Origin of the sequence: Pseudoxanthobacter soli DSM 19599, assembly GCF_900148505.1 — a bacterium.
Classification (GTDB): domain Bacteria; phylum Pseudomonadota; class Alphaproteobacteria; order Rhizobiales; family Segnochrobactraceae; genus Pseudoxanthobacter; species Pseudoxanthobacter soli.
On the sequence record NZ_FRXO01000017.1, the window covers coordinates 47,691 to 54,140 of the forward strand.

Below are 6,450 nucleotides of genomic sequence, written 5' to 3' on the forward strand. Positions count from 1 at the left end.
ATATGGGCCTTCGCTTCGCCGTCGATACGGGCGGCACCTTCACGGATCTGATGGTCGCGACCGAAGTGGGCGTGCTCAGCATGCACAAGGCCTCGACCACGCCCTCCGATCCGGTCGCGGGCGTGATCGACAGCCTGAGGATCGCAGCCGAGGCCGCGGGCGAGGACCTGAAGGCCTATCTCGGCCGCGGCGAGATCCTGGTCCATGGAACGACGCACGCGATCAACGCGATCATCACGGGCTCAACCGCGAAGACCGCCTTCCTGACCACGAAGGGTCATCCCGACACGCTGGTATTCCGTGAAGGCGGGCGCATCGAGCCGTTCAACTTCACCGTGCCCTATACCGAGCCCTACGTTCCGCGCGCGCTGACCTACGAGGTGCCCGAGCGCATCACGGTCTCCGGCGCGATCAAAACGCCGCTCGACGAGGACGCGGTGGTCGCCATTCTCGACGAGATCAAGGCGGCCGGAATCGAGGCCGTCGGCGTGTCCTTCCTGTGGTCGGTGGTCAATCCGGCCCATGAGCTTGCGGTGGGGGCGCTCATCGCGAAGCATCTGCCGGGCGTGCCCTACACCCTCTCCCACGAAATCAACCCGTCGATCCGCGAATATCGCCGGGCGTCGTCGACCTGTATCGACGCCTCGCTGAAGCCGATCATGGGCGCCTACATGCACGGCCTCGAACAGCGCCTGCGCGAGGCCGGGTTTAACGGCCGCGTGCTGGTCGTGACCTCGCAGGGCGGCGTGATGGACGCGGCCCGCGTCGCGGAAGCGCCGGTGCACCTGATCAATTCCGGTCCGAGCATGGCCCCCGTCGCGGCCAAGGCCTACGGGGCCGCAGACGCCGCCGAGACGCTGATCGTCGGCGACACCGGCGGCACGACCTTCGACGTGTCGCTGGTGCGCCGCGGCCGCATCCCGCGGAGCCGCGAGACGTGGCTCGGCCAACCCTTCCGCAGCCACATGACGGGCATGCCCTCCGTCGACGTGAAGAGCATCGGCGCCGGTGGCGGCTCCATCGCCTGGGTCGATGCCGGCGGGCTGCTGCATGTAGGCCCGAAAAGCGCCGGCGCGGTGCCGGGCCCGGTGTGCTACGGCCGCGGCGGCACGCGGCCGACGCTGACGGACGCCTCCGTGGCACTCGGCTTCATCGACGCCGAATTCTTCCTCGGCGGCAAGATGGCGCTGAACAAGGCCGGCGCCCTCGACGCCATCCGCACCGACGTCGCCGAGCCGCTCGGCAAAACGGTGGAGGAGGCGGCCGAAGTGATTGTGGCGCTCGCGACCGAGCACATGGTCCAGGCGATCATGGATATCACCGTCAACCAGGGCATCGATCCGACCCAGGCGACCTTCGTCGCCGGCGGCGGCGCGGCTGGCCTGAACTGCGTCGCTATCGCGCGCCGTCTCGGCTGCAAGCGCGTGCTGGTGACGGAAGCAGGCGCCGCGCTCTCGGCCTCGGGTGCGCTGATCTCGGATCTGACCGCACACCAGCGTGCCATGTTCCACACCCGCAGCGATTCCTTCGACATCGAGGGTGTGAACAAGGTTCTCGCCGGCCTGAAGGCGGCCTGCGACGCCTTCGCTGCCGGCCCCGGCGCGGGCGCCGAAGCGGTCGAGATCGATTGGTCGACGGAAGCCCGCTACACCGACCAGGCCTGGGAGATCGAAGTGCCGCTGCAGGTGGCGCGCTTCGCCGGTGAGGAAGACGTCGGCGCACTCGTCGCCGACTTCCACCAGATGCACCAGGACATCTTCGCCGTCAGCGACGACAAGGCCAGCATCGAGACGGTGAGCTGGAACGCCGAGGTGCGCTGCCGCATCGGCTCGGGCGTCCCCGGGCGTCTCGCCGCCGATGGACGCCCCGCGAGGCTCGCGTCCCGTCCGGTCCGCTTTCTCGGCACCGACTGGATCGAGGCCGACGTGTGGCGCCTCGAGGCGATCCCCGAGGGCCAGACGCTGGCCGGTCCGGCCATCGTCGAATCCGATTTCACATCGATCGTCATCGATCCGGGCGCCAAGGCCTGGCGCGACGCATCCGGCAATCTCGTCATCGAAGTCTGAGCGGAGAGAACACCATGATTGGCGCCAACACCTCTGCCAAAAGAACCATGGACGGCTCGACGCTCGCCGTGCTGACGGCCCGCTTCGAGGGCATCGCCCGCAAGATGGCGAACACGCTGCATCGCACCGGGCGGTCCGGCATCCTGACCATCGCGCGCGATTTCTCCTGCGTGGTGCTCACGGCGAAGCACGAACTGCTCGCGACCGCCGAGAGCCTGCCGAACCATGTGCTGCGCGGTCCCGACATCATGTCGCGGACCATGACCGACAATCACCCCGTGCTGAAGCGCGGCGACGCGTTTCTGCACAACTCGCCCTATCACGGCTGCACCCATCCGGCAGACCACTCGATCCTGATCCCGGTGATCGACGATCAGGGCGTGCACCGGTTCACCGTCCTCGCCAAGGCGCACCAGGCCGATTGCGGCAACTCGCTGCCGACGACCTATATGGGGGCCGCCGTCGACGTCTATAACGAGGGCGCCCTGATCTTCCCCGCCGTGAAGATCCAGGACAATTACCAGCACGTGATGGACATCATCCGCATGTGCCAGATGCGCATCCGCGTGCCGGATCAGTGGTGGGGCGACTACCTCGCCACCCTCGGCGCCGCCCGGGTCGGCGAGCGCGAGATTCTGGCGCTCGGGGCGGAAATCGGCTGGGATCGTCTGGAGGATTATTCGCAGCAGTGGTTCGACTACAGCGAGCGGCGCATGATCGAGGTGATCCGCGCTCTTCCCAAGGGCCGCGTGACGCGCACGAGCACCCATGACCCCGTTCAGGGCACGCCGGCTGACGGCGTGAAGATCACGGCGACGGTCGAGGTCAAGCCGGAAGAGGCGATGATCGAGGTCGACATGACCGACAATCCCGATTCGCTGCCGAACGGGCTCAACCTGTCGGAGGCCTGCTCCCTCTCCGCGCCGATGATCGGCATCTTCAACTCGATCGATCACACCGTGCCAAAGAACGAGGGCAGCTTCCGCCGGATCAAGATCCATCTGCGCGACGGCTGCGTCGTCGGCCGCCCCCGCCATCCGACGTCGTGCTCGGTCGCGACGACGAACATCGCCGATCGCGTCGCCAATCCGGTGCAGGCGGCGCTTGCCGAACTCGCCGACGGCCTCGGACAGGCGGAAACCGGTGCGCTGATCCCACCCTCCTGCGGCGTCGTCTCCGGCGTGCACGACGGCAAGCCCTTCGTGAACGAGGTCTATCTCGGCTGCACGGGCGGCGCGGGAACGCCGTGGACCGACGGCTGGCTCACCATCCTGCACGTCGGCAACGCCGGCATGTGCTACCAGGACTCGATCGAGATCGACGAACTGCGCCATCCGATCTTCGTCCACCAGAGGCGCCTCATCCCCGACTCCGAAGGCGCCGGCCGCTTCCGCGGCGCACTCGGCGCCTATTCGGAATTCGCGCCGGTCGATTGCTCCATGACGGTCGCCTATGTCAGCGACGGCAACGTCAATGCGGCGCTCGGCACGCGCGGCGGCCTCGCCGGCGCGCGCTCCGCCCAGTTCCGCCGGCTTGCAGACGGCTCGCTGCAGCCGGTTCCGGCCTGCGCCGAGGTGGTGATCGGCCCGGACGAGACCATGGTTTCGATCAGCGGTGGCGGTGGCGGCTACGGTCACCCCCACGAGCGCGATCCCGCGCGCGTCCTGCATGATGTGCGCGAGGGCTGGATCAGCCGCGAACGGGCGCAGTCGATCTATGGCGTGATCCTGACGGAGAACGGCGAGATCGACCGCGAGGCGACCGCGGAGCTGCGGAGCGCCTCCGCGCGCACATGACCGTCTACATCGCAGGCTGGCCGATCTTGTGATCGGCCGGTCCACGGCTCAGCCATGGCTGAGCACATCGGCAAGCCGCGTCCGCCGCCCGCGACGGAAGCGTTGCCTAGAGCATAACCCGTTCAGATCGAACCGATCTGAACGATAAGGATATGCTCAAGCTTTTGAATCTGGAGCGATTTCTCGTCGATCTGATGATTCCATCAGATCGGAAAGCGCTCTAAGATCGATGCCGCCGGGCTCACGTCGAGCTCACTCCGCCGGCTTGAGGTCCTCGAGCAGCGTCGGGATCAGTTCCGACACGGTCGGATGGATCGGCACGGCTCGGCGGAAGACCGTGTAGGGCAGGTCGCCATTCATGACGTCGAGGATGCCGTGGATCGCCTCGTCACCCCCGGTGCCAAGGATTGCAGCCCCCAGAATGCGCTTGGTTTCCGCATCCACGACCGCCTTCATGAAGCCCTGCGTCTCTCCTTTTTCCACCGCCCGTCCGACCCGCGTCATCGGCCTCTTGGCGATCAGAAGCGGCCGGCCGGTCGCCCTCGCCTGCGCCTGGGTCATGCCGACGCGACCGAGCGGCGGATCGGTATAGAGCGCGTAGCCCGGGATCCGCTCGCTGACCTTGCGGTCCTCGCCGTCGATGAGGTTGGCGGCGGCGATCTCGAAATCGTTGTAGGCGGTATGGGTGAACGCGCCGCGGCCGTTGCAATCCCCCAGCGCGTAGACGCCGGACACGCTCGTTTCCAGCCGGTCGTCCACGGTGATGTAGCCGCGGGCGTCGGTCGCGATGCCGGCCGCATCGAGCCCGAGATCGTCGGTGTTCGGACGGCGTCCGATGGCGAGAAGCACATGTGAGCCGACGATCTCCGGCCGTCCGGACGCGCAATCGACCTTCACCGCCACGCCCGCATCGTGCCGGGCGAAGCTGAGGCACTCGGCCCCGGTGCGAATTTCCACACCCTCTGCTTCCAGGATCTCGCGGATGGTGGCGGAGACGTCCTCGTCCTCGCGGGCGATCAGGCGCGGGCTTCGTTCCACCACGGTGACCCTGGCGCCGAAGCGACGGAACATCTGCGCGAATTCGAGGCCGATATAGGAGCCGCCGATCACCACGAGATGCTCCGGGACGACGTCGAGTTCCACCATCGCGCTGTTGGTCAGGAACGGAACCTCGCCGAGGCCGGGCAGATCCGGCACCGCGGCACGTCCGCCGACATTGAGGAAGATCAGCGGCGCCGTGATCGCGGTGCCGTCGACCTCGATCTCATGGGGACCGGTGAAGCGGGCATGGCCGCGAAACACCGTGCAGCCTTCCATGCCCGTGAGCCAGGATTCGATGCCGGCGCGACCGTCCTGGATGATCTTCTCCGCCCGGGCCTGCACCCGTTTCATGTCGATGCCGGGCTCCGCGCCGAGGACAACGCCGTATTCGGCGGCGCGCGCCGCCATCCGGGCGGCATAGGCGCTCGCGACCAGCGTTTTCGTCGGCTTGCAGCCGGTATTGACGCAGGTCCCGCCGAAATGCTGGCGCTCGATCACCGCAACGGTCTTGCCGGCGGCCGTCAGCCGGCCGGCCATCGACGGACCGGCCTGACCGGCGCCGACGACGATGGCATCGAAGGTGCGGGTCATCGCAGCACCGCCACGATGAGAACGGCACCCCCGACGGCAACGGCATCCTCGATCAGAGCGGCGGGAAGGTCACGGCCGAAGGCGGCGGCACCGCGTGCGCGGGCCGCCCGCCCACCGAGCGTGCCGATCACCGCACCGATGGCCCCGCAGATGGCGCCGGCGACGAAAAAGCCCCCTGCCGCACCAACACAGGCCCCACAGAAGGCACCGCTGACGAGGCGCGCGCCGAACTGGGCCGGCACCGTGCGGCTGGGGGTCGACGGCAGCTGGTCGCCGACGAATTCGGCGAGTGCGAGAACGGTGAACACCCAGGGCGTCCACGCATAACCCATGAACGCGAGCGGGGAGCCGGACAGATCGATCCAGCCGAGATGCGCGGCCCAGGAGACCGCAGCGGGCGCCGTCATGGTGCGCAGGCCGGCAACGACGCCGATCAACAGCGCAGCGAGATAAAGCATCGTCACGTTCCCCCGTCAGCCGGGCGGGCGGATTCGACCCGCGTCGTGCAACCGACGCGGGCGAGTGTGACGTGATTCCCGGGAGAAGTCTTCCCACAATCGGGCCGGCGCCCGCTGTCAGGAAAGCCCGGCCCTCACTGCATGAGCTTCTGTGTTCTGGCGAGGGCTGGGGCGAAGCCGTTGAGGGAGATGGTGAGGGGGATGGGGGCTTTGGTGTCGGCGGCGACGGCGTTGAGGGTGAGTTTCTTGGCGGTCTTGAGCTTGGCGACCATGGCGGCGTCGAACGACAGCGGCACGAGGCAGCCGGCCGGGAGGCAGGTGGTGTAGGCGATGGGGGCGCCCGGCGCGGCGTCGTCGATCTGCAGGGTGACGCCGTCTGGCAGGGCGAGGCCGAACGGCATGACGACGGCGCCCTCGGCGGCACCGCCGTCGGCGGCATGAAGCTCGATCGCGAGCACGCGCTGGCGGTTCTGCTGGTTCATCTGGGTCTGGGAGAAG

At 67.9% G+C, this 6,450-nt stretch carries 5 protein-coding genes; 2 read left to right on the top strand and 3 right to left on the bottom strand.

Going from position 1 to position 6,450, the window contains the following annotated elements; genetic code table 11:
* Positions 1-2 precede the first annotated feature (2 nt).
* Positions 3-2,066 carry a hydantoinase/oxoprolinase family protein gene (locus tag BUF17_RS21770; protein WP_073632758.1) on the top strand — a complete coding sequence of 688 codons (2,064 nt, stop codon included), beginning with the start codon at positions 3-5 and terminating at the stop codon, positions 2,064-2,066.
* Between the two features lie 14 nt (positions 2,067-2,080).
* Entirely contained in the window at positions 2,081-3,862 is a 1,782-nt protein-coding gene (locus BUF17_RS21775) for a hydantoinase B/oxoprolinase family protein (protein WP_073632760.1), read from the top strand.
* A gap of 252 nt (positions 3,863-4,114) precedes the next feature.
* Here the strand turns inward: BUF17_RS21775 and BUF17_RS21780 are convergent, their stop codons facing one another.
* The 3 genes from BUF17_RS21780 to BUF17_RS21790 all read right to left on the bottom strand — a co-directional run.
* The gene (locus BUF17_RS21780; protein ID WP_073632762.1) at positions 4,115-5,494 is read right to left on the bottom strand and encodes an FAD-containing oxidoreductase; all 1,380 of its coding nucleotides are present in this window, start codon (positions 5,492-5,494) and stop codon (positions 4,115-4,117) included.
* On the bottom strand, positions 5,491-5,952 hold the full coding sequence (locus BUF17_RS21785; RefSeq protein ID WP_073632764.1) for a DUF4126 family protein: 462 nt from the start codon (positions 5,950-5,952) through the stop codon (positions 5,491-5,493). Before BUF17_RS21785 ends, BUF17_RS21780 begins: the two co-directional genes overlap by 4 nt.
* 134 nt (positions 5,953-6,086) lie before the next feature.
* A partial coding sequence (locus tag BUF17_RS21790; protein WP_139282640.1) for an invasion associated locus B family protein occupies positions 6,087-6,450 on the bottom strand: 364 nt, incomplete at its 5' end.